The following is a 20534-nucleotide window of genomic DNA, read 5'->3' as shown; positions in this document are numbered from 1 at the left end:
ATTTCTATTTTTTACCAGCTTCCGCCGGCTCCACCGCCACGGCTTGAACCACCACCGCCTCCGGAGAATCCGCCAAAGCCACCGGATCCCAAGCCGTTACCAAAGCCGCCTCCATAATGTCTTCGTCTGGAACCGGATAAGATACTGCCCCAAAGCAGGGCTTCTAAAAGCTCATCTTCATTGTTTCGAGAAGAATGATCTTTACGGGAAACGATGATCAATACATAATCTTTTTGTAGAGAACCGGGCTTTTGAAGAAAAATCTTTGTTTTTCCGGTTTTATGAGCTTGAATTTCACCGTTAGGTTGTACACTGACAACACTAGGATCCTGACTGGATACCAGAATGCTTTCGGCTTCAAAATCATAACCTTTGATGTTTAAGGTCGTTTTCTGCCCGGGAACCATATATAAGGTAGAGCCTGATCTTGTCTTTCTTTGTGTTGATAAATAGATGGCACCTAGTAAGATCGCAAAGATCGGCAGCAGCATGATCCATTCGATACCATCTTCCTCTTCGGTTTCTTCAACCGGTGTTCCGGTTTGATGATCCTCGATGAGTTGAACAGTTTGAGTATAAAGCTCTTTAATGCCGGTCGAATAGTCTTCCTTTTGAAAGTAAGGAACCAGATAATCTGTTTGCAGATGCTGACTTTTGATATCGGTGATCACATCTTCCAAGCCACGACCTACTTCCATATAGCGAAGCTTATCTTCGATGCTTACGATAAACAAAATGCCATTATCTTTATCCTTGTCACCCAGCTGATACTTTTTAAATGTTTGATAGGCAACCTGCCGTATATCTTGATCATGCAGGGTATCTTCTGTGATAAAGACAACCTGTGCACCGGTTTCTTGTTCCAACTGGTATCCAAGCTTATTTAAATTTTCTTCCGTATTTTCATCTACGATATTGGCATGGTCGTTGATATAATCATCAATGACCAAGGTATCATCGGCATAGATTTGCAGGGGGCAAAGACAGGCCAAAATACCAAGAAGTAAGGGAATACCGTATCTGTATTTCATAACTCTCCTTTCCTTTTTAACAGTATAGCATGGATCGGCTATAAAAACCTTGAAAATCCTTGCTTTCGCAAAGGGGCATTCATTGATTCTTGTTTACAGTTATGGTAAACTTTATATGTTTCGCTAGGAGGTACGATGAATTCCTATTATCAGTCTTTGATTGCCGAAATACAAAAGAAGATCGATGGAAAAGCGTATCAGGAAGCGTACGATTTAATTCATCAGGAGATATCACTTCCGTATGTGCCGCAGGATTGTCTGGCCATCCTGGAATCGTATCAGCAGGAGTGCTTACCGCATATCCGAAAAGAACATACTTTAGGGATGGATACGATCCTTTCATGGATCTATGAAGATCCTTCCAAACAGGAGCAGGTCATTCCTTTTATGAAGGATCTAAACTTACGGCAATATACCAGGGAAGTGCAAGATCTATTGAATGCTGAACTTCTCGATGAAAGCAAAGGTGAATTGATTGAATATTTGATGGAACAAAAAATTGATACACCTTTCAAAATAGAAAAAAATGGATTGGACATTACCTTTATTCCCAGTTCGATTCTTTTAGAAGAAATTGATCCGGTCGTATTAGAGGTACGGGCCATATTGGATGCCTGGTTTTCAAATGACGATCCCGCTTTTCTAAATTTCTGTATGACTTTGCTTCATCAGGAGATCCTTATCAGGCGGCCTTTTGATCTAAGTGAAGAAGAAGCTTTGCCGATTGCCAAAGCCATTGTTCGTTTAGTTTATGCGGCTTTGATGCGTGATGATGAATTGGAAGATTTTACAGAAAAGAAAGATTTGACAAAAGTTCAAGACACGATCTTATGGATTGAAAGAAGAGGAGAATTCAAATGATTACAAAATGGACATTGAACGAACATGCAAATGGTGTGCTGGAAGTAGAAGTGGATGGTGACATCTGGACAAAAGCACAGAAGAAAGTTTTCAACAACCTGAAAAAACAAGTGAACTTAAAAGGATTCCGTAAAGGACATGTTCCGGAAGCTTTGATTCGCAAACAGATTCCATCACAGATGGTTTATGAATATGCTGCAGAAGAAGTCGCAAACGAAGCTTTAGCTAAAGGAATCGAAGAAAATAAATTGGAATTGGTTGCCCGCCCAACTTTAGAAGTGAAAGAAGCCAATGATGAAAAAGTAACTTTGGTATTTAACTGTATCGTTATGCCGGAAGTCACTTTAAAAGAATATAAAGGTTTAGACATTCACAAAGAAGAAGTAAATGTAACGGATGAAGATATCGAAGAAGAAGTAAAACGTATTCAGAATCGTTATGCTGACTGGGTACTTCGTGAAGAAGATCAGGCTGCTGAAAATGGCGATCAGGTTACTATTGATTATGCCGGAAGCATTGACGGGGTTCCATTCGATGGCGGTTCTGCCGAAAACTATCCTTTGGAATTGGGTTCAGGAACATTCATTCCAGGTTTTGAAGAACAGTTAGTTGGCGTAAAAAGCGGAGAAGAAAAAGATGTTGTCGTAACTTTCCCGGAAGAATATGGTGCCAAAGATCTAGCCGGAAAAGAAGCAGTATTTAAATGTACTGTACATGACATCAAATATAAAGAATTGCCGGAAGCTAACGATGAACTGATCCAGAAGCTAAAACGTGAAGGTGTGGATACACTGGAAAAATACAAAGAAGTCACAAAAGAAGATCTGACAAAGCGTAAAGAACAGCAGGCTGAAAATCAGTTTACCGATGCTTTGGTTTCTAAAGTCACAGAAGATGCTGAAGTAGAAATTCCGGAAGTGATGATCGCCAATGAAATCGATCGTATGTATCGTAACTTTGAAAACCAGATGGTTCAATCTGGATTTACGGCTAAACAGTATCTGGAAGCCAGTGGTCAAAGCGAAGAAGATATCCGCAATATGATGAAGCCGGAAGCTGAAAAGAGCGTTAAGACAAGCTTGGTATTGGAAGCAATCGTAAAAGCAGAAGCTATTGAAGCTAGTGATGAAGATGTTGAAGCTGAATACAAAAAGCTGTCAGAAAACTATGGTATGGACATCGATCGAATTAAACAGTTGATTTCGGTTGACAATATCAAATATGATCTTGCGCAACAAAAAGCAATTGAGTTGCTAAAGAATTCTGTAAAGTAGTAAAATAGAGTTGATAAAAAAGGCGCCTGGCGTCTTTTTTAAAAGGAAAAAGGAGGTTGTACATATGTCTCAAACATATCCTTTAGTATGTACACGGGGCGTAATTTTGTTCCCGGAACAGGAAATCGTAATCGATGTAGGGCGTCAGCCGTCCTTAAAAGCAATTGAAAATGCACAGGATAACTATGAAGATAAAGTTGTCTTGTTTTCACAGATCGAACTTCAAAAAGATGATCCGACCATGGATGATATCTATAAAGTCGGAACACTTTGTGAAATTCGTCATGTACGACGTTTTGAAAATTTTTTACGAATCAAGTTTAAAGGCTTGGATCGTGTGCAGTTAAACGCATGGGAGCAGGGCAGTCTGAGTGACATAGCCCAGGTGGATATCTTACACAGCTATCGTCAGGATGAAATGGAAGAGGTAGCTCTGGTTCGTATGATCGCTAATGAATTTGATACGATGGGCAATGCGGAAAAGTTCTTGTCAAAAGAATTGATCATTGAACTGTCCAAAGGAATCGGTGCCGATCTTTTAAGTGATCGTGCGGTACAGGCTTTTCCTTTAAGTACGGAAAGAAAGCAGAAATATCTGGAAACATTGGGAATCAATGATCGTTTAGAGATGTTGTTGGCCGACATGGAAAAAGAGAAGAAAATGTCGGAAGTTGAACAGAAGATCAATGAAACGGTCAAAGAACGCATTGATCAGGGACAAAAAGATTACTATCTGCGTGAGAAGATGAATGCCATCCGTGAAGAATTAGGTGATATCGGATCACAGGATCAGGATGCGGAAAAAATTCGTAAACGTTTAGAGGAAAATCCATATCCGGATTATATCAAGAAGAAGGTTACAGAAGAATTGCAGCGTTACGAAATGCTGCCTATGGCATCCGGAGAAACCGGTGTCATCAAAAACTATATTGACTGGCTGATGGACCTTCCTTGGTGGCAGGAAACACATGATAACGAAGACCTAAATGAGGCACAGAGAATTTTAGATGAAGATCATTATGGCCTGGAAAAGGTCAAAGAGCGTATCATGGAATATTTGGCCGTTAAGCAGATGACAAATTCACTAAAAGCGCCAATCTTATGTCTGGTGGGTCCGCCGGGTGTTGGTAAAACATCTTTGGCTCGCAGTGTAGCTCGTGCCTTGGATCGTCATTTCGTGAAGATCTCCTTAGGCGGTGTTCGCGATGAAGCGGAAATACGTGGACATCGACGTACCTATTTAGGTGCTTTGCCGGGACGTATCATTCAGGGAATGAAAAAAGCGCAGGTCACAAATCCTGTCTTCTTAATCGATGAGATTGATAAAATGGCTTCGGATTATAAAGGAGATCCAAGCTCAGCGATGTTGGAAGTATTGGATCCGGAACAGAACTCTATGTTCTCTGATCATTATATTGAAGAAAGCTATGATCTTTCCAAAGTTTTATTTATCGCAACCGCTAACTATTTGGAAAATATTCCGCCGGCCTTGCGAGATCGTTTGGAGATCATTGAACTTTCCAGCTATACAGATATTGAAAAGACCAATATTGCCAAAGAACATTTGCTTCCTAAACAGCTGGAAGAAAATGGTTTGAAGCCAAGTCAGTTAAAAGTCAGCGATAAGATGCTTTTATATCTGATTCGTTACTACACAAGAGAGGCCGGTGTTCGTCAGCTGGAAAGAACGATTGCGACGATTTGTCGTAAGACAGTGCTTGCAATCTTAAAGGATGGAAAACGCTCGATTACTTTAAATAAAAAGCTGATTCACGAATGGTTAGGCAATGAAAAAGTGGATTACGGTAAAAAAGAGAAAAAAGATCAGGTTGGAACCGTAACCGGACTTGCTTATACCAGCTTTGGCGGCGATATCTTACAGATTGAAGCCAATAAGTTTGATGGCCATGGCAAACTGATCCTGACAGGACAGTTAGGTGATGTTATGAAGGAAAGTGCCAGCATTGCCTTAGACTATATTCGTGCACATGCCAAGGAATATCATATCGATTCCAGTGATTTTGAAAAGCTGGACGTTCATGTGCATGTTCCAGAAGGTGCCGTTCCTAAAGATGGGCCTAGTGCCGGTGTTACGATGACAACCGCTTTAGTTTCCTGCTTCAGCAATATTCCTGTAAAGGCAAACATTGCGATGACAGGAGAAGTAACACTTCGTGGAAATGTACTTCCAATTGGCGGTTTAAAAGAAAAATCGCTGGCTGCCCATCGAAGTGGTATCGATACGATCTTGATTCCACGTGGTAATGTTAAAGATTTGGACGAGCTTCCACAGGAAGTAAAAGATGCGGTGACATTTATTCCAGTTTCCAATGTGAAACAAGTCCTGTCACACGCACTGGTTCAGTAATATGCAGGCGACATTTGTTATCAGTGCCGTTGAAAAGGAACAATGGCCAGATTCCAACCTTCCGGAAGTTGTAGTCGTAGGCCGAAGTAACGTTGGGAAAAGCTCCTTTATCAATGCACTGACCAATCGCAAGCGGCTTGCCTATGTAGGAAATACACCCGGAAAGACACGCTTGATCAATTTCTTTGATATTGACGGTACTTGGATGTTAGTGGATGTACCAGGCTATGGATACGCTCGTATGTCCAAGGAAATGTTGAAGAAGATGGGAAAGATGATGGAAGATTATTTTTCCCAGAGAGAGCAGCTAAAGCTTGCGATTCAACTTGTCGATGCCAGACATGATCCGACAAACGATGATCTGGATATGATCGAATATTTTAAATCCTTACAGATGCCGATCTTGTTGGTAGCTACTAAAATCGATAAGATTCCTAAGACAAAGCGAGTCAAAGCGTTAAAAAATATTTCGCAGAAGCTGCAATTGCCATTAAAAAACATTTATGGTATCAGCAGTACCGAAAAAATTGGCTTTGATGAAGTTTATCAAGCCATTATCCATCAAATTCAATAGATTCTTTGGAGTTTCCAGAGAGTCTTTTTTTATTACACGATCCATTTCAGGTGTAAAGGAAACGAATAATGAAATACAGATTGTTAAATTCAAAATCCAAGACAGATCAATGTAAAATCAATTCTTTTATGATTGTAATCTTTTAACAGTGTATTGTACTTTTTAAACTTCGATTGTCTGAAATATAAAAACTGTGTTACACTGATAATACATTTTTAAAAAAGGAGAACGTTATGAGTGGATTTTTCGGGGTAGCTTCAAAAAAAAGTTGTGTTTTAGATTTGTTTTTTGGTACAGATTACCATTCACACTTAGGGACACGTCGTGCTGGTATGGCTGTATATGGAAAGAATGGTTTTAACAGAGCCATTCACAATATAGAAAACAGCCCGTTTCGTACTAAATTTGATAAAGATTTAGATCAGTTTGAAGGTGGTTTGGGAATTGGCTGTATTTCAGATTTTGAATCACAGCCATTACTGGTTCATTCTCATTTAGGAAGTTTTGCGATTACTACCGTAGGTCGTATCAACAATCTGGAAGAATTGAAAGAAAGCTGTTTTCAAAATGGAATGACACATTTCTTTGAAATGAGTACAGGTGGCATTAATCCAACAGAATTAGTGGCAGCCTTGATCAATCAAAAGGCCAGTTTAGTGGAAGGTTTACGTTATGTGCAGGATGTTGTAGAAGGCAGTATGAGCATATTGATCCTGACAAAATCCGGTATTTATTGTGCACGTGATAAGGTTGGTCGTACCCCTATTATTATCGGTGAAAAAGAAACGGGATATTGTGCAACCTTTGAAAGCAGTGCCTTTTTAAACTTAGGATATCATCACTACAAAGATATGGGTCCTGGTGAAATTTTGTATATGACGCCTAATGGTGTGGAAGTAAAACAAGAAGCCGGGGAAGAAATGAAGATTTGTTCGTTCTTATGGGTATATTATGGTTATCCGACCAGTACTTATGAGGGTGTCAATGTAGAATGCATGCGCAATCGTTGCGGGGAAATTTTATCAACAAGAGATACAAATGTCGAAGTTGACAGCGTAGCCGGTGTTCCGGATAGTGGAATCGCCCATGCGGTAGGTTATTCAAATGCGACAAAAATACCATTCTCCAGGCCGTTTATCAAATATACACCAACCTGGCCTCGAAGCTTTATGCCAACCAGCCAGTCACAAAGAAATATGATTGCCAAAATGAAGCTGATTCCGGTGCAGGAGCTGATCAAAGATAAAAAATTGTTGTTGATTGATGATTCGATCGTTCGTGGAACCCAACTGGGAGAAACAACAGATTTTCTTTATCAGTCAGGCGCTAAAGAAGTACATGTACGTCCCGCCTGTCCACCAATCATGTATGGATGTAAATATTTAAATTTTTCACGCTCTAGTTCGGAAATGGATCTGATCACAAGACGTGTCATCAAGGATCTGGAAGGTGAAAATGTCAGTGATGAAGTATTAAAAGAATATGCAGATCCAGACAGTGAACGTTATCAAAATATGTGCGAAGAGATTCGCAAACGCTCTAAGTTTACTTCGCTTCGTTACCATCGTTTAGATGATATGATTGAATCTATCGGTTTGCCAAAATGTAAGCTTTGTACCTATTGTTGGGACGGAGAGGAATAGCCATGAATGCGATATACGAGCGCACGAGTGTTCGTCAGTTCACTAATCAAACATTGACACAGGAACAAGTCAATGCCATCTTAAAAGCTGGATTTTGTGCACCTTCGGCACGAAACCTTCAACCTTGGTATTTTGTGGTGATCGAAAAGGAAAGTCTGATTCGTCAACTGCAGGAGTTTTCTCCTTATGCTTCTCCTTTACAAACCGCCACACTTGCGATTGTGGTTTGTGCGGATTTATCAATCAATCCCAGTACGGATTATTGTCAACAAGATTGTGCGGCAGCTACCCAAAATATGTTGGTGCAGGCCAAAGAATCAGGTATCGGATCTTGTTGGATGGGTGGATATCCTAACCAGGACAGAATCGAAAAAATAAAAGAAGTCATCGACTTACCGGAGCATATTCTTCCGTTATGGATCCTTGCCTTTGGTATCCCAAATCAAAATCCACCAGTAAAAGATAAATGGAATGAGGAAAAGATACTCAGACTTTGAGTGTCTTTTTTTCTGCGATCCTACAAAAAAAGAACCAGTAACTTCTAGTTATAGCGTTATTGGTCCAACAAATAATATTCTGTATAGATTTTTAAAACAATAGAAGATACCACATTACATAAGAGTTCTTCTTCTTTTGAATGATATTTAGAATGAATGGAATCTAAATTTCCTTTTCTCATGACTTCATGCAGGTAAATTTCAAAGTAAGTCGAAAACTTATCATAAGCCGCTTTATAGTTCGATCCCGGAATTTTTGCCTGAATATCGATCAATCCGGCAATTTCGGATAATGTGTAACAACGCTTCAAAATACAAACGACAATTAAATATGCCAGATGCTTCGATGTATAGTGTTTTTTTACAGGTGGATCAACAATACTGTTTTTAACATAATTGTTGACCATGCTGTTGGTTAAGATTTTTTCCTGATTAAAATATAAGGGCTCCAGCTTTTGTGTGATCCACAAAACAACCTGATCCATGTATAAATCAAAGTCCGGAAGATCTTTCCATCGGGGACATCGAAACGCAATGAGTTTTTTTTGAATGTTTTCTTTTTGCTCCATGGAAGAAGTGTAACACAATTATAATAACTAATCAAACTAGTTTTAAAAACTAGATATATTGACTTTAAAAACTATAAGTGATACTTTAATGATAGAGTTGTCCAAGGAGGATTTTTAAATGTTTCATATTGTTACAGATTCATCGACACTATATTCCATTCAGGAGGGACAAAAGAAGGGGATACGTGTTTGTCCGCTTCATGTCAATATTGATGGAGAAAGCTATAGAGATTTTGAAGATATTACCAGTACCCGTCTTTTAACGCTTATCAAACAAAAGAAAGTTCCCAGCACATCGCAGCCTTCTATTGGAGATAAGATCGATACCTATAATGAACTGACTAAAGATGGGGAAGTATTGGATATTACCATGGCCGATGGTTTAAGCGGTACTTACGAAAATGCGATGCTGGCAAAAGAGCAATGTGAGCATCCGGAAAGAATTCATATCTTTAATTCCATGACACTTTGTGGACCTCATCGCCTGTTGGTGGATGAAGCTGTAAAAATGAAGGCAGAAGGCGCTTCTTTGGAACAAGTATTGTCTATGTTGGAGAAATCCAGAGAAAGTGATTTATCGTTTTTAATTCCTTTTGATTTTCAGTTTTTGCTTCGGGGAGGACGTGTTCGTCAAATTGAAGCCGGACTTGGTGGCTTGTTGAAACTTATACCCGTGATGCAAAAACAAGATGACGGAAAAGCTTTAGTCAAATTTACAGTAACACGAACATATACGAGAGCTTTAAAATCAATTTTGGAAGAATGTGATAAGAAACATGTTGATGAGAATTATACTTTCTTTATTACGCATGCTTTTAATGATGAGTTGGCTTTTGAAACACAAAAGAAACTAAAGGCAAAATATCCAGAGGCAAAAATCATCATTTCTCCATTATCACCGACGTTTATTACGCAAGGTGGACCAGGTTGTATTGCGGTACAGATGTTAAAGATTGAAAGATAAATATAAAAGAAAGCGACCCAGATTTAATCGTTCTGGATCGCTTTTGTTTGTGAGAGCCATAAATTGCGGCTGGCATCACTTGGCATGCGCCAATCACCTCTAGGCGAGAAGCAAATGGAGCCGACTTTGACACCATCCGGCATACAGTTTCGTTTGAACTGTTGTGCAAAGAAACGAGAATAGAAAGTTTGCAGAGCTTTCTGTATCGTTTCTTTTTTGATGGATGGAAACGCTGTAAGGCAAAGTGCATAGATCTTTTGTGGTTCTTCATGAAAACGCAACATGTGATATAAGAAGAAATCATGCAGATCGTAGGAACCGAGTACTTCCTCTGTTTTTTGTTGGATGTTTCCTTTCTCATCCGGTGGTAATAGCTCAGGAGATACCGGGGTATCACAAATATCCATTAATACGTCACAAAGCGCTTGGTTTCCTTCTTTTTTTGCTTTAAGGGCAAAGCTTTCCACAATATAGCGAACTAATGTTTTAGGAACGCTGGCATTGACGGCATACATACTCATATGATCACCATTATATGTACACCAGCCAAGTGCCAGTTCACTTAAATCGCCGGTTCCGATAACAAATCCATTGTATTTATTGGCTAGATCCATAAGAATTTGTGTTCGTTCTCTGGCCTGTGAGTTTTCGTAGGTAATATCATGCTGATTTATATCGTGGCCAATATCTTTAAAATGTTGATAAACTGCATCGGCTATTGAAATCTCTTCACGGGAAACCTGTAACAACTGCATCAGTGTATGAGAATTGTTTTTTGTGCGGTCTGTCGTACCAAAACCAGGCATAGTAACCGCATGAATTCCGGCAGGATCCAACTGACAGATCTTAAAAGCTTCATGGCACACTAATAAAGCCAGGGTTGAGTCCAATCCGCCGCTGATACCGATGACAACACTGTTTCCGTGAATTTTCTTTAAACGGGTTGCCAGGCCCTGTGCCTGAATACGCAGAATATCCTGGCAGCGTTCCATGCGTTGTTCCATCTGTTTAGGAACAAAAGGATAGGCATCTATAGTGCGTTTTAAATCAATTGTATCTATAGGCTTGCTGGCAAAAGAGATGACCAGTGTGCTCTCTTCTTTTTCTTCCATACTCGTTTTAAAATGCATCCGATCGTGTAAAAGATGCTGAAGATCAATTTCACCGATGATAAATTCGCTTGTATCCTGCATTGTCTTTTCAGCTAAAAGACTGCCGTTTTCCGCAATCAGATTGTGTCCGCTAAAGACCAAATCGCTGCTGCTTTCATCCGGGCCGGCACTGGCATAGACATAACCGCTGTAACAAGCAGCACTTTGATGCACAACCAGATCTTTTCGATAGCTTTGTTTGGCGATAATTTCGTTAGAAGCGCTGCAGTTACAAAGAATATTGGCACCGGCTAAGGCAAGGCGGGAACTGACGGGGATCGTTACCCATAGATCTTCACAGATTTCCACACCGATACAGGCGGCAGTTGTCTTATCTTTAAACACAATTTGATTGGATACCGGTACTTCTTTTCCACAAAGATGAATGGTCGCATTTTTCTTGAGATCCTTGGCACTGGAAAACCATCGCTTTTCATAGTATTCGTTATACATCGGCACATATGTTTTCACATAGATGCCTAATACTTCCTGGTTAAAGCATACTGCAGCACAGTTATACAATTTGTCATCAATGGCAAGGGGAAGTCCTACAATGACGACCTGATTGTCAGGAATGTTTTGTACCAGCTCTTCCAGGGCACTTTTACTTTCTCTTAATAACAAATCTTCATAAAAAAGATCCTGACATGTATAACCGCTGATACAAAGTTCGGGAAATACGGCACATTGGGTGTCTGCAGGCAGTTGCTTTAAAACCGTAAGAATCGATCGTACATTGGCTTGCGGATCACCAATGGCTACCGATGGAGAACAGGCAGCCACTTTATAATATTGAAATCGTTTCATAGTCACACTCTTTTCATTAGTTCTAGTATAGTAAATAACCCGATCAAAAAAAAGGTTTTGTTAGTCAAAGTCCGTCCGTACAAAGCGAACCCGCCCTAAAATACGAACAGGAATTTCTTCAATTTCCTGAGGGGTAAAGTATTTAGGCTCATATTTAGGGTTGGAAGCTTCTAAAATCATGAGATTCTTTTTATAGCGAACTTTTTTGACTGTGGCTTCTTCACCAATCAGCACAACTGCGATTTTTCCATCTTCTACTACATCACATTTTTGTACATAGACAAGATCACCATCGTAAATGTGCGAACCTTCCATGGAATCGCCTTGAATGCGTAAAAAATAATCGCCTTTTTTGGCATCGCTGGCATTGACTTCAATATATCCTTCAATCTGCTGCTCGGCAAATAAATCATATCCAGCCTTGGCAAAGCCTAAAATAGGTTTGACACACTCGCCATCATCATTGAGAACTTTTTCGATGTCACAATCTAAGACTTGAGCAATTTTTTTAAGCGTTGTTTTCTTTAATTCGGTGCTTTCTTCATTGATCCATCGATAATAGGTGGAAGTAGAAACGCCGATCTTTTGAGCCATGGCTGTATGATTCAAATCATTCTGTAGTTCGTATTGAATCAAAAGTTCTTTTAAACGCATAGTATTCCTCCGTGCTTATATCATAACAAAAAAATCTATATTTTGCGAAATAAAAGAATAAAAAAAGTTAAAAATTCCCAAATCTATCTTGAATTTAGGAAATTAAATCGTTACTATGACAATGGTGATTCGATGAAGAACAAACAAAAACAATATTTGTGCATTGATTTTAAATCGTTTTATGCCTCTGTGGAATGTGTAGAAAGAGGACTGGATCCTTTTCAAGTCAATTTAGTGGTGGCCGATCCCGATCGGGGCGGCGGAGCCATTACTTTAGCTGCAACACCGGCTATTAAAAAATTAGGCGTACCAAGTCGTGGACGGATCTTCCAGATTCCTAAGAATATTTCTTATAAAATAGCACCGCCACGCATGCACTTATATATGGAGTATGCCGCAAAGATCTATGGGATTTTTCTAAAATATATTTCGCCGGATGATATTGTCGTATATTCTATCGATGAATCCTTTTTTGATGTGACCTCCTATCTAGATCTGTATCAGACAACAGCACCTAAGCTGGCTAAAAAAATCATTGCGGATGTATATGAGCAGACAGGTATAACATCGGCAGCCGGTATTGGAAACAATTTGTTTTTGGCAAAGGTGGCCCTGGATATTACAGCGAAACATGCACCGGATAATATAGGCATTCTGGATGAAGAAACCTTTTATAGAACATTGTGGCATCATCAGCCATTAAGTGATTTTTGGATGATAGGACAGGGAATTTCTAAGCGATTACATCGATTGGGAATTCATGATTTGTGGCAGGTGACCAAATGTCCACCGGAGATCTTATACAAGGAGTTTGGGGTAAATGCCGAGATTTTGATCGATCACGCCTGGGGAAAAGAATGTGTGGAAATTCAAGATATCAAAGCATACCAGCCGCGCTCGAATTCCATATCCAACAGTCAGATCCTTTTTAAAGACTATAATTATGAGGATGCTTTGATTATCTTAAAAGAGATGGTGGATGCCAATGTTCTTGTTTTGACACAACGACATCTGGTTACTGACCATATCGGTTTGTTCATCGGTTATTCAAAGGATGTGCGCAAGGCCAGTCGCGGATCTTGTGCTATCACCAATCGAACCAATTCCTATTCTTTATTGAGGAAAGAGTTTGTCTTGTTGTATCAAAGAATTACTGATCGAACAGCGCCGATTCGTCAAATTGCCATTACATTAGGCCATGTGCGAGATGAAAAATATGAACAATATGATTTGTTTACCGATACAGAAAAAGTTTTACAGGAAAGAAAACTTCAGCAGACATTGGTACAGATTCGCGACCGGTTTGGTAAAAATGCGGTACTTAAAGGAATTAGTGGTTTAGATCAGGCAACGGCAAAATACAGAAATCAGACGATTGGCGGTCATAAGGCATGATGCCCCGGCAACAAAGAGCATATATTTTTCAGGCCTTTGATGCCTTAAAGGGCTTCCGAGAGCTTTTGAATGAAAAAGAGCGAATCGTTGTCGAAAAACGAGAATTGTCAGAAGATGATTTAGAGATGCTGGATCAACAAATTCATGAAGTGCAACAAGGGGATATTATCAAAATCATCTATTATGATGGAAAAGAATATATTCAAAAAACCGGAATGCTCACTAAGATTGATTTGGAAGTACGATATATACAGATCGTAAAAGAAAAAATTGATTTAGATCAAATCGTTGAAATAGAGATTGAGGAAAAGGCTTGTGAGGAATAGTGCATATTTCTTGTTTGTATAGATTGGATAGCCTATAATTCTTTCCAATCAAAGAAGGAGGAAATGCCATGAGCATTTATGATTATATACTGGAAACAGGAGAAGGCAGAATTTTCAAATTAGATGAGTGGAAAGGGAAAGTGATCTTAATTGTGAATACGGCAACAGGTTGTGGTTTTACACCACAATATAAAGATCTTGAGTCGATGTATGAGGAATTTCATGAGAAAGGTTTGGAAATTTTAGATATACCTTGTAACCAGTTTGCCAATCAGGCACCTGAAAGTGATGAAGAAATTCATCAATTCTGCACATTGAAATACAATACACAGTTTCCACAGATGAAAAAATCGGATGTGAATGGACCTAATCAATTGCCTTTGTATGCCTACTTAAAATCACAACAAGACTTTAAGGGGTTTGGAAAAGGTGTTAAGGCAATAGCCATGAATGTGATGTTAAAGAAAATAGATAAAGATTACAAAAAGAATCCGGATATTAAATGGAATTTCACAAAGTTTTTGGTAGATCGTCAAGGTCATGTCGTTGCTCGCTTTGAACCAACAGAAAAAATGGATCTAATCAAAGAAGAGATACAGAAATTATTATGAAGCAAAAAACACTGCAGTGGATAGAAACATTCTTGTTTTTGGTTTTAAATTTATCGGTCTTTTATGCCGGTGCTGATCACCCGGTACCGAAATGTTTTCTCTGGCTTGTACTATGGATCGTTATGATAAGCTTATTGCAGCATATATATTTAGGATGGTTTCTGAGAAGAATTTATCAGACGGAGTTCTTGTGTCTTCATTTAGCATTTTATCTGGGAATAGGAATCGCATCCCTTTTCTATTTGATGCATGGAAGAATAGATGGAGAGTATTGGCTGTTAATTCTTCTTGTTTTGGGAATGTGTATTCTATATGGTTTTATGTTCTATGTTGTAAATCGTTGGCTGACACCATAAGTTTTTACGATAAGCATTTTTGATTGAAATATCTGTTATACTAAAAGCATGTTGAAACAGAAAAATGTTAAGATACGAAAAATACAGCCACAGGATGATTTGGTTTTAGCAAAAATCATTCGAAATAGTCTGAAAAGTGTGCATTTAGATCAGCCGGGTACGGCATATTTTGATGAAAATCTGGATCATTTAAGCCAGTATTATCAAAAAGAAAACCGGTGGTATTGGGTTTTGGAGGCAAATCAAAAAGTGATGGGTGGTATAGGCCTGGAGCGCTTTGTGTATTTTCCCAACTGCCTAGAAATCCAAAAGTGTTATTTATGTCCGGAAGCCAGAAATAAAGGATGGGGATATCGGTTGTTGGAAATGGTAGAGCAGGAAGCGGTTCAAAAAGGGTATGAGATGTTGTATTTGGAAACACATTCGATATTAAAACCGGCTATAGCCTTATACAGAAAACGAGGCTTTCAGGAAATAGAGCGTCCTGCCTGTATAGTTCATAGTAAAATGGATCGCTTTTTTATCAAAAGATTGGAGGCACAACCATGCAATTAAAAAACTTATTTCAAATTGATATTGATGCCGGAGTTGAAGTTTATAAAATGGCAAAAAACGGAATTCTTTTAGATGTAAGAACGGCCCAGGAATATGCGCAGGGACATATTCCTGAAAGTATAAATATCGATTTAGCTTCTTTGAATCAGGTTTTGGAAAAGATACCGGATAAAAAAACTCCGGTCTTTGTTTATTGTCGAAGTGGAGCCAGAAGCAGCCGAGCTGTTCGACAGATGAAAAAAGCCGGTTATCTTGACGTAACAAACATTGGCGGTATTGAAAACTATCATGGTAAGCTGGAAAAATAAGCGAATCAGGAAAACTTTTGTTCTAAGTGAAGAATATTTCGTACACCATTGACAAATAAACCGACAATCAATGCGGAAATAATGGTTCCAATGCCCAAACCGTTTAGATGTCCAAAGAATAGAAAAGATAGTAAGAGTGCGATACCCATTAGTGTGGTATCAAATGCGACCTTTGTTCTACCGAAATTCGTATGAAATGTATCGGAAATGGCTTGTACGGCACCTTCGCCGGGCACAAACATGATTTTAGGCGCAACTTCAAAATTAATACCTATAGCTAGAACCAGACAGCCAAGAAGCAAAGTGAGCATCTGCATCCAAATGTTGGAAAGCTCTAAAAAGGAAAGCAGGCTCATACTAAAATCAATGAAACTGCTAAAGAGAATATTGACACCAAATTGCAAGAATTGCAGTGGCTTAAAATTTTTCTTGAGCAAGATGATTTGCACAAGGATGAAAAGTGAATTGATTAAAAAAGTGGTCATCCCAAAAGAAAACGAAGGGAATTGTAAGGATAGCACATAAGGAACACTGGAAATAGGCGATGTTCCTAAAGCTCCCTTTGTAATCAAAGCGATACCGAAAGAATTGATCAAAACACCAATGATAAAATAAAACCATTTTTTGATAAAATCCATAAGATCCCTCCCCCTGTGTATTTTAGCACAAAATGGTTAGTTTAGAATTAACTGGTTTTTAACTTGTTTTTAAGACCGAAACAGTCTATCCTTTTAAGAGGAGGGATGAATATGATTAAAAATTTTCCAAAAAATGAGGCAGTGCAGCTGCGGAACATGCTGATGTACAGCCCGGGACAGTCTTTGACAAAGACGTTTGTAGATACGCCTGATTTTTCAATGATCATGCATTCACTATGGCATGATGGAGAGATGATCTTACCGGCCGATGATCGTGACATCTTTATTACTTGTATGGAAGGAGCCTTAATAGTTTCCTTACAGAATAAAGAGCTTTATATCGTTCGTCAGGGAGAATCGTTGTTGATTGAAACAGATCAAGAGTATCGAATCATCGCAAAACAGAACTGTAAATTTTTGATTATCAACACCAGAGATTAATGTTCAGAAGAGTCCAAAGGGGCTTTTTTTTATGGGAAACATTCATTTTGGTTATTATTTATAGTTTATAGGTATTTTTAATTGTGTACTGGTTATGCTACAGTAATCTTGTACATCGATTTTGTTTTGTCCGAGTGGGATAGAGCATCCAAAAATTTGTGTTGTTTAGTAAGAAAGGGGAAAGAACAGAATGAAAACAATACAAAAAGTAACACTATCGGCTTTATTTTTGGCAATCGGGTTTATACTGCCATTTTTTACAGGACAGATTCCACAAATCGGCAGTATGCTTTTGCCGATGCATATCCCGGTATTTTTATGTGGATTATTGTGTGGCTGGGAGTACGGACTGGGTCTCGGATTGATTTTACCAGTATTGCGAAGTTTGATTTTTGGCATGCCGCCATTATTTCCAACGGCCATCGCCATGGCTTTTGAGCTGGCCACATATGGCGGAGTGATTGGTTATGTTTACAGTCATGCGAAATGGCAATGTATCAAACAACTTTATATTGCCTTATTTATTTCTATGGTTGCCGGAAGAGTAGTGTGGGCTCTTGCCACCTGCTTATTGATGGGATTTACGAATGTCAGTGCTATGATGTTGATCAACGGTGCTTTATTGAGCGCAATACCGGGCATTGTCGTTCAGCTTATTTTGATCCCTATGATTATGGCTACTTTAGATAAGACAAAAGTAGTTCCATTTAAAAAACTGTCTAAAGTTTCCAAAACACAGACCATGTAAAAGAGACTATTATTTAAAACAGTCGTCTTTATCTGCGACAAAAAAGAATCGGTGAACCCGATTCTTTTTTACTTTTGTGCCATTTTTTCACGATATAAAGCTCTACGATCTTGTGCTGTAAGTCCTTTTTTGCGGATGCGAATCGCATCGGGTGTCACTTCTACTAATTCGTCATCATTGATCCATTCCAAAGCTTCTTCCAGAGAAAATACTCTTGGCGGTGTCAACAACATGGCTTCATCACGTCCGCTGGAACGAATGGCGGTCAGCTTCTTATTCTTCAAAGGATTGACATCCATATCGATATTCTTGGCAGATTCACCAATGATCATACCTTCATAGACTTCTGTCTGCGGGCCAATAAATAACTGTCCTCTTTCCTGCAGATTCCATAGTCCATACGTCATTGCGGTTCCTGTTTCTGTAGAGATCATAGCCCCTTGCATACGTTGGGCGATCTCACCTTTAAATGGTTCATAACCGCAGATCCGTCGTACTAAAGTTCCTTCTCCGTGAGTATCGTTGATGAATTCATTTCTAAATCCCAACAATCCGCGTGTCGGTACTTGATAGGTAATCTTGACATAGCCGTTTTCTTCTTCCATGTTTTCCATCACACCTTTTCGAAGATTCAGTTTGTTGATGATAGTTCCTGAATACTCTTCCGGTGCCAGACAAACAACTTCTTCGACTGGTTCTACTTTTACACCATTTTCATCTCGATGTAAGATGACCTCCGGTTTACTGATGGCTAATTCATAGCCTTCGCGGCGCATATTTTCAATCAGAATAGAGATGTGCAGCTCACCGCGTCCGGAGACTTTAAAACAATCAGCACTATCAGTCGGCTCTACTTTTAAGCCTACGTTGACTTCCAACTCTCTTTCCAGACGTTCCTTGATATTTCGGCTGGTGACATATTTTCCGCTGCGTCCGGCAAAAGGACTGGAGTTGACATGGAAGTTCATAGAAAGCGTGGGCTCCTCAATCGGAATATGATCCATGGGTTCGACATGATCGATATCACAAATGGTATCACCGATACTGATATCCGGCATTCCGGCTACGACAACGATATCACCACTTCTGGCTTCTTTTACGTTTGTTCGAGAGAGTCCTTTATATACGAATAAGTTGGAGATGGTTTCTTTTTTCTCAAGACCATCCTGGTTACAACGAATATAAGGAGAACCTTGTTTTAAAACACCAGAATAAATACGTCCAATACCTAAGCGTCCGATATATTCATCATAGGCCAGAGCTGAAACCTGCATACGACAAGGTTCATCATCTAAATCCGGATATACATCACAATGTTTTAAAATGGTATCAAACAAAGGTTCGATATTTTCGCTTGGTGTATTTAAATCGTATTGTACGATTCCTTCGCGGGCAATTCCATAAAGGATAGGGAAATCCAATTGTTCATCATTGGCGTTTAAGTCTAAGAACAATTCATAAACTTCATCGACAACTTCTTCGGCACGTTGATCATTTTTATCAATTTTATTGATCAATAAAATTGGCTTTAATCCGATTTCCAGAGCCTTGCTTAACACAAAACGAGTTTGCGGCATTGGACCTTCACTGGCATCAACCAATAAGATAACAGTATCTACCGTACGAATGATTCGCTCTACTTCACTGGAGAAATCCGCATGTCCCGGTGTATCTACGATATTGATCTTTACACCGTTATGAATCACAGAACAGTTTTTGGAATAGATTGTGATTCCACGTTCTCTTTCCAGATCGTTGGAGTCCATAATACAATCTACAACTTCTTCATTATCTCTAAAAACATCACTTTGTCTTAAAAAGGCATCGACTAATGTACTTTTACCGGCATCGACATGGGCAATGACGGCTATATTTAAAATCTTTTCTTTTTCAGCCATAAGTTCACTCACTTTCCGTAAAAAACAGAACAATTATAATGCAGAGTTGCTAAAAAGACAATTGATTATGCTATAATGAGGCCGGAATAGAGAGGTTTTATTATGCAGATTCGTTATTTCCGAGAGTATTCTCATTATTTGGACCGATTTATGGAATTTAAGATGTATGGGCATGCCGGTAAACTATGTTTTGTTTTTCCCTGTCAGGACGGACGTTTTTTTGAATGGGAAGATCGTGGTATGTTTGAACTGGTCAAAGATTTGATTGAAGAAGGACGTATTCAGTTTTGTACAGTCGATTCCATTGATAAAGAAACATGGAGTTCTTTTGGAGATACACATCATCGTATGTGGCTGCAGGAATGCTGGGTACAATATATCATGGAAGAACTTGTACCAAGTGCTTTATGGAAGGCAGGACTTCCACAGGATGAAAAATGCATGACTTTAGGTGCCAGCATGGGTGGCACGCATGCGGCTAATTTATTTTTTAGATTTCCGGATCGCTTTGATAAGGTGCTGGGAATTAGTGGTGTTTATGATATGAACGAGTATTTCCATGGCGTTTATGATGATAATTGTTACAACAATGATCCATGTGCTTATCTGACTGGTATGGACCCATCGCATCCGTATATTCAAAAATACAATGATTCACAGATTATCTTAACGGTTGGACAGGGTGCATGGGAAGATGTTTGTAAGAACTCATTGCAGAAATTATCTAAGATCTTATATGAGAAAGGTATTCATGCCTGGATTGATTTCTGGGGTTATGATGTGAATCATGACTGGCCTTGGTGGGAAGTAATGCTGCGATATTTCTTGCCAAAGATGGTATAGATTTCATGTAAATACTGATGAA

General features: G+C 39.1%; 22 protein-coding genes. 16 read left to right on the top strand and 6 right to left on the bottom strand.

Annotated elements, in window-relative coordinates:
• Positions 1 to 11: 11 nt before the first annotated feature.
• The gene (locus tag G413_RS0104165) at positions 12 to 1031 is read right to left on the bottom strand and encodes a TPM domain-containing protein (protein ID WP_022789675.1); all 1020 of its coding nucleotides are present in this window, start codon (positions 1029 to 1031) and stop codon (positions 12 to 14) included.
• A gap of 135 nt (positions 1032 to 1166) precedes the next feature.
• Here G413_RS0104165 and G413_RS0104160 point away from each other — a divergent pair, with 135 nt between their 5' ends.
• The 6 genes from G413_RS0104160 (at position 1167) to G413_RS0104135 (ending at position 8248) form a co-directional block, all read left to right on the top strand.
• A complete protein-coding gene (locus tag G413_RS0104160) occupies positions 1167 to 1892 on the top strand; it encodes a hypothetical protein (protein WP_022789674.1) in 726 nt (241 codons plus the stop codon).
• Positions 1889 to 3166 carry a trigger factor gene (gene tig / locus G413_RS0104155; protein WP_022789673.1) on the top strand — a complete coding sequence of 426 codons (1278 nt, stop codon included), beginning with the start codon at positions 1889 to 1891 and terminating at the stop codon, positions 3164 to 3166. Before G413_RS0104160 ends, tig begins: the two co-directional genes overlap by 4 nt.
• 64 nt (positions 3167 to 3230) lie before the next feature.
• Positions 3231 to 5534 carry an endopeptidase La gene (gene lon, locus G413_RS0104150; RefSeq protein ID WP_022789672.1) on the top strand — a complete coding sequence of 768 codons (2304 nt, stop codon included), beginning with the start codon at positions 3231 to 3233 and terminating at the stop codon, positions 5532 to 5534.
• 1 nt (position 5535) lies between these two features.
• Positions 5536 to 6108: a ribosome biogenesis GTP-binding protein YihA/YsxC gene (gene yihA, locus G413_RS0104145; protein WP_022789671.1), complete on the top strand. Its 573-nt coding sequence runs from the start codon at positions 5536 to 5538 to the stop codon at positions 6106 to 6108.
• Positions 6109 to 6341: 233 nt separating this feature from the next.
• A complete protein-coding gene (locus G413_RS0104140) occupies positions 6342 to 7751 on the top strand; it encodes an amidophosphoribosyltransferase (protein ID WP_022789670.1) in 1410 nt (469 codons plus the stop codon).
• A 2-nt stretch (positions 7752 to 7753) separates the two neighbouring features.
• The gene (locus G413_RS0104135) at positions 7754 to 8248 is read left to right on the top strand and encodes a nitroreductase family protein (RefSeq protein WP_022789669.1); all 495 of its coding nucleotides are present in this window, start codon (positions 7754 to 7756) and stop codon (positions 8246 to 8248) included.
• A 56-nt stretch (positions 8249 to 8304) separates the two neighbouring features.
• Here the strand turns inward: G413_RS0104135 and G413_RS0104130 are convergent, their stop codons facing one another.
• Positions 8305 to 8817, bottom strand: a complete 513-nt coding sequence (locus G413_RS0104130; protein WP_027969042.1) for a DUF1836 domain-containing protein — start codon at positions 8815 to 8817, stop codon at positions 8305 to 8307.
• 118 nt (positions 8818 to 8935) lie between these two features.
• Here G413_RS0104130 and G413_RS0104125 point away from each other — a divergent pair, with 118 nt between their 5' ends.
• A complete protein-coding gene (locus G413_RS0104125) occupies positions 8936 to 9781 on the top strand; it encodes a DegV family protein (RefSeq protein WP_022789668.1) in 846 nt (281 codons plus the stop codon).
• A gap of 23 nt (positions 9782 to 9804) precedes the next feature.
• On the opposite strand, the gene G413_RS0104120 is transcribed toward G413_RS0104125, so the two are convergent.
• Positions 9805 to 11739 (bottom strand): NAD(+) synthase, encoded by a 1935-nt coding sequence (locus G413_RS0104120; RefSeq protein ID WP_022789667.1) that lies wholly within the window; start codon positions 11737 to 11739, stop codon positions 9805 to 9807.
• A gap of 60 nt (positions 11740 to 11799) precedes the next feature.
• The gene (locus tag G413_RS0104115; protein ID WP_022789666.1) at positions 11800 to 12393 is read right to left on the bottom strand and encodes a LexA family protein; all 594 of its coding nucleotides are present in this window, start codon (positions 12391 to 12393) and stop codon (positions 11800 to 11802) included.
• A gap of 132 nt (positions 12394 to 12525) precedes the next feature.
• Between G413_RS0104115 and G413_RS0104110 the strand changes: the two genes are divergently transcribed.
• The 6 genes from G413_RS0104110 to G413_RS0104085 all read left to right on the top strand — a co-directional run bounded on the left by G413_RS0104110 (position 12526) and on the right by G413_RS0104085 (position 15944).
• Positions 12526 to 13788, top strand: a complete 1263-nt coding sequence (locus tag G413_RS0104110) for a Y-family DNA polymerase (RefSeq protein ID WP_022789665.1) — start codon at positions 12526 to 12528, stop codon at positions 13786 to 13788.
• Positions 13785 to 14114, top strand: coding sequence for a YolD-like family protein (locus G413_RS0104105; RefSeq protein WP_022789664.1), 330 nt, complete (start codon positions 13785 to 13787; stop codon positions 14112 to 14114). Before G413_RS0104110 ends, G413_RS0104105 begins: the two co-directional genes overlap by 4 nt.
• 68 nt (positions 14115 to 14182) lie before the next feature.
• Entirely contained in the window at positions 14183 to 14725 is a 543-nt protein-coding gene (locus tag G413_RS0104100; protein ID WP_022789663.1) for a glutathione peroxidase, read from the top strand.
• Positions 14722 to 15081: a hypothetical protein gene (locus tag G413_RS0104095; protein ID WP_022789662.1), complete on the top strand. Its 360-nt coding sequence runs from the start codon at positions 14722 to 14724 to the stop codon at positions 15079 to 15081. The genes G413_RS0104100 and G413_RS0104095 overlap by 4 nt, the downstream gene beginning before the upstream one ends.
• Before the next feature lie 48 nt (positions 15082 to 15129).
• Positions 15130 to 15636: a GNAT family N-acetyltransferase gene (locus G413_RS0104090; RefSeq protein WP_022789661.1), complete on the top strand. Its 507-nt coding sequence runs from the start codon at positions 15130 to 15132 to the stop codon at positions 15634 to 15636.
• Entirely contained in the window at positions 15627 to 15944 is a 318-nt protein-coding gene (locus tag G413_RS0104085; protein ID WP_022789660.1) for a rhodanese-like domain-containing protein, read from the top strand. Before G413_RS0104090 ends, G413_RS0104085 begins: the two co-directional genes overlap by 10 nt.
• Positions 15945 to 15949: 5 nt before the next feature.
• On the opposite strand, the gene G413_RS10925 is transcribed toward G413_RS0104085, so the two are convergent.
• Positions 15950 to 16582 carry a YczE/YyaS/YitT family protein gene (locus tag G413_RS10925; protein WP_022789659.1) on the bottom strand — a complete coding sequence of 211 codons (633 nt, stop codon included), beginning with the start codon at positions 16580 to 16582 and terminating at the stop codon, positions 15950 to 15952.
• 111 nt (positions 16583 to 16693) lie between these two features.
• On the opposite strand from G413_RS10925, the gene G413_RS0104075 reads away from it, so the two are divergent.
• Positions 16694 to 17023, top strand: a complete 330-nt coding sequence (locus G413_RS0104075) for a cupin domain-containing protein (RefSeq protein WP_022789658.1) — start codon at positions 16694 to 16696, stop codon at positions 17021 to 17023.
• A gap of 190 nt (positions 17024 to 17213) precedes the next feature.
• Positions 17214 to 17771, top strand: a complete 558-nt coding sequence (locus tag G413_RS0104070; protein WP_022789657.1) for an ECF transporter S component — start codon at positions 17214 to 17216, stop codon at positions 17769 to 17771.
• Between the two features lie 68 nt (positions 17772 to 17839).
• On the opposite strand, the gene typA is transcribed toward G413_RS0104070, so the two are convergent.
• Positions 17840 to 19669, bottom strand: a complete 1830-nt coding sequence (gene typA, locus G413_RS0104065; RefSeq protein ID WP_022789656.1) for a translational GTPase TypA — start codon at positions 19667 to 19669, stop codon at positions 17840 to 17842.
• Positions 19670 to 19771: 102 nt separating this feature from the next.
• On the opposite strand from typA, the gene G413_RS0104060 reads away from it, so the two are divergent.
• Entirely contained in the window at positions 19772 to 20512 is a 741-nt protein-coding gene (locus G413_RS0104060; RefSeq protein ID WP_022789655.1) for an esterase family protein, read from the top strand.
• The last annotated feature ends 22 nt before the right edge of the window (positions 20513 to 20534 follow it).

Origin of the sequence: Faecalicoccus pleomorphus DSM 20574 (assembly GCF_000420345.1) — a bacterium.
Taxonomy (GTDB): Bacteria; Bacillota_I; Bacilli_A; order Erysipelotrichales; family Erysipelotrichaceae; genus Faecalicoccus; species Faecalicoccus pleomorphus.
Note: the sequence above shows the minus strand (reverse complement) of the source record. Positions and strands in the feature narration are given on the sequence as shown.

Excerpts from the sequence above, each read along its gene's own strand:
- lon (WP_022789672.1), top strand. The coding sequence starts at position 3,231 with ATGTCTCAAACATATCCTTTAGTATGTACACGGGGCGTAATTTTGTTC.
- G413_RS0104160 (WP_022789674.1), top strand. The coding sequence starts at position 1,167 with ATGAATTCCTATTATCAGTCTTTGATTGCCGAAATACAAAAGAAGATC.
- G413_RS0104105 (WP_022789664.1), top strand. The coding sequence starts at position 13,785 with ATGATGCCCCGGCAACAAAGAGCATATATTTTTCAGGCCTTTGATGCC.
- tig (WP_022789673.1), top strand. The coding sequence starts at position 1,889 with ATGATTACAAAATGGACATTGAACGAACATGCAAATGGTGTGCTGGAA.
- G413_RS0104135 (WP_022789669.1), top strand. The coding sequence starts at position 7,754 with ATGAATGCGATATACGAGCGCACGAGTGTTCGTCAGTTCACTAATCAA.
- G413_RS0104070 (WP_022789657.1), top strand. The coding sequence starts at position 17,214 with ATGAAAACAATACAAAAAGTAACACTATCGGCTTTATTTTTGGCAATC.
- G413_RS0104110 (WP_022789665.1), top strand. The coding sequence starts at position 12,526 with ATGAAGAACAAACAAAAACAATATTTGTGCATTGATTTTAAATCGTTT.
- G413_RS0104165 (WP_022789675.1), bottom strand. The coding sequence starts at position 1,031 with ATGAAATACAGATACGGTATTCCCTTACTTCTTGGTATTTTGGCCTGT.
- G413_RS0104130 (WP_027969042.1), bottom strand. The coding sequence starts at position 8,817 with ATGGAGCAAAAAGAAAACATTCAAAAAAAACTCATTGCGTTTCGATGT.
- G413_RS0104075 (WP_022789658.1), top strand. The coding sequence starts at position 16,694 with ATGATTAAAAATTTTCCAAAAAATGAGGCAGTGCAGCTGCGGAACATG.
- typA (WP_022789656.1), bottom strand. The coding sequence starts at position 19,669 with ATGGCTGAAAAAGAAAAGATTTTAAATATAGCCGTCATTGCCCATGTC.
- G413_RS0104115 (WP_022789666.1), bottom strand. The coding sequence starts at position 12,393 with ATGCGTTTAAAAGAACTTTTGATTCAATACGAACTACAGAATGATTTG.
- G413_RS0104085 (WP_022789660.1), top strand. The coding sequence starts at position 15,627 with ATGCAATTAAAAAACTTATTTCAAATTGATATTGATGCCGGAGTTGAA.
- G413_RS0104090 (WP_022789661.1), top strand. The coding sequence starts at position 15,130 with ATGTTGAAACAGAAAAATGTTAAGATACGAAAAATACAGCCACAGGAT.
- G413_RS0104125 (WP_022789668.1), top strand. The coding sequence starts at position 8,936 with ATGTTTCATATTGTTACAGATTCATCGACACTATATTCCATTCAGGAG.
- G413_RS0104140 (WP_022789670.1), top strand. The coding sequence starts at position 6,342 with ATGAGTGGATTTTTCGGGGTAGCTTCAAAAAAAAGTTGTGTTTTAGAT.
- yihA (WP_022789671.1), top strand. The coding sequence starts at position 5,536 with ATGCAGGCGACATTTGTTATCAGTGCCGTTGAAAAGGAACAATGGCCA.
- G413_RS0104120 (WP_022789667.1), bottom strand. The coding sequence starts at position 11,739 with ATGAAACGATTTCAATATTATAAAGTGGCTGCCTGTTCTCCATCGGTA.
- G413_RS0104095 (WP_022789662.1), top strand. The coding sequence starts at position 14,722 with ATGAAGCAAAAAACACTGCAGTGGATAGAAACATTCTTGTTTTTGGTT.
- G413_RS10925 (WP_022789659.1), bottom strand. The coding sequence starts at position 16,582 with ATGGATTTTATCAAAAAATGGTTTTATTTTATCATTGGTGTTTTGATC.
- G413_RS0104060 (WP_022789655.1), top strand. The coding sequence starts at position 19,772 with ATGCAGATTCGTTATTTCCGAGAGTATTCTCATTATTTGGACCGATTT.
- G413_RS0104100 (WP_022789663.1), top strand. The coding sequence starts at position 14,183 with ATGAGCATTTATGATTATATACTGGAAACAGGAGAAGGCAGAATTTTC.